The sequence below is a fragment of the Kitasatospora nipponensis genome (assembly GCF_039528135.1).
GTDB lineage: Bacteria > Actinomycetota > Actinomycetes > Streptomycetales > Streptomycetaceae > Kitasatospora > Kitasatospora nipponensis.
This window is the reverse complement of sequence record NZ_BAAALF010000380.1, coordinates 1,216-2,514: the sequence shown is the minus strand read 5'-3', so window position 1 is coordinate 2,514 and position 1,299 is coordinate 1,216. Positions and strand designations below refer to the sequence as shown.

General features: G+C 66.2%; 2 protein-coding genes and 1 pseudogene. 2 read left to right on the top strand and 1 reads right to left on the bottom strand.

The genetic code is table 11. The features are described 5' to 3' along the window. Positions 1-196 (top strand): annotated as a pseudogene (locus tag ABD323_RS40380) (XRE family transcriptional regulator); the annotation flags it as partial. Beyond that, complete coding sequence (locus ABD323_RS40375) at positions 193-666, top strand: NUDIX domain-containing protein (RefSeq protein ID WP_344447098.1); 474 nt, start codon at positions 193-195, stop codon at positions 664-666. The pseudogene ABD323_RS40380 and the gene ABD323_RS40375, both read left to right, overlap by 4 nt. Here ABD323_RS40375 and ABD323_RS40370 read toward each other — a convergent pair. Further along, complete coding sequence (locus ABD323_RS40370; RefSeq protein ID WP_344447097.1) at positions 663-1,208, bottom strand: HD domain-containing protein; 546 nt, start codon at positions 1,206-1,208, stop codon at positions 663-665. The two genes, ABD323_RS40375 and ABD323_RS40370, sit on opposite strands and share 4 nt — an antisense overlap. Between the last annotated feature and the right edge of the window lie 91 nt (positions 1,209-1,299).

Here is a 1,299-nt window from a genome sequence, read left to right as displayed (position 1 = left end):
CTCCCTGTACCGCGCCGACAACGACATGCTGGTGAACGGGCACGTCTACGGGGTCGGGGCCTACCTCGCGCCGGTCCTGCACCTGTCTCAGGTACCGGGTGGTGAGCTGTTCAGCACCTACGAAGCGAGCATCGAGCGAATCTGGGAGAGTGCTCGGACGATCAAGTCCCCTGCCCTTGAGAGCGAGGCAGCGTGAGGCGCATCGACTACTTCCATGATCCTGACGCGCCTTCGGCCAACTCCGTCGTTCCGTCCGTCACGGCGGTGGTGACGGACGATGCCGGGCGACTCCTGCTGATCCACAAGAAGGACAACGACCTCTGGGCCCTGCCAGGGGGCGGCCACGACATCGGGGAGTCCGTGGCACGGACGGTGGAGCGCGAGGTGCGGGAGGAGACGGGCATTCTCGTCGAGGTGATGGCAGTGACCGGTTTGTACACCGACCCCGGGCACGTCATGGCGTACGACGATGGCGAGGTTCGTCAGCAGTTCTCGATCTGCTTTCGAGCCCGACCGGTCGGCGGCGAGTTGCAGACCAGCGAGGAGTCGAAGGAAGTCCGCTGGGTGGAGCCAGCGACCCTCGGTGATCTGGACATCCACCCGTCCATGCGGCTCCGGATCGAGCACGGTCTTGACCCGGAACGGAGCCAGCCCTACATCGGCTAGGCCCTCGTACGTGCCTGCGACAGGCGCTCTTCCACGCGATGAGCCGCAGCCTCGATCTCGGGCTCGGCACGCCGGATGAACCGGCCGACGATGCTGTCAGGCCCGTAGCGGCCCACCATCTCGGCGACCCGCGCCGGCGTAGTGGTCGATGTGCCGTCGGGGGTTGTCGTCATGTCGCAGTAGATCAGCGCGTCCACGAGGTGCGGCTCCTCCAGGGGGAACTCAGCCTCCAGCTCCTGGCGGAGCCCACGCTCTTCAGCCTCCAGGAGAGCGCACGAGTGGTGGGCCACGAGACGGATCACACGTTCGTCCACCTGCTCATTCCGAAGGAATCGTGCCCCGTCCAGCGGATGAAAGCCGGTGGAGGTCAGCCGCGGTGAGTAGCCGATGTCGTGGAGCACCGCCGCCGATTCCAGCAGCTCAGCCTCCGGGCCAAGGATCAGGGACAGCTCTCGGGCTCGGCCGGCCACACCTTGGGAGTGCGCCCAGCGACGCGGCAGCTCGGTGGACAGGAGAGATTCAGCAAGTTCGTAGGCCCACACAGTGAGATCCGTTCCTAACGAGGTGGCTGGTCAGACGTGCAGGTGCGGCAGGGTACGGACGTACCGGCCTTTCCCGTGGCGGGCTTCGAGG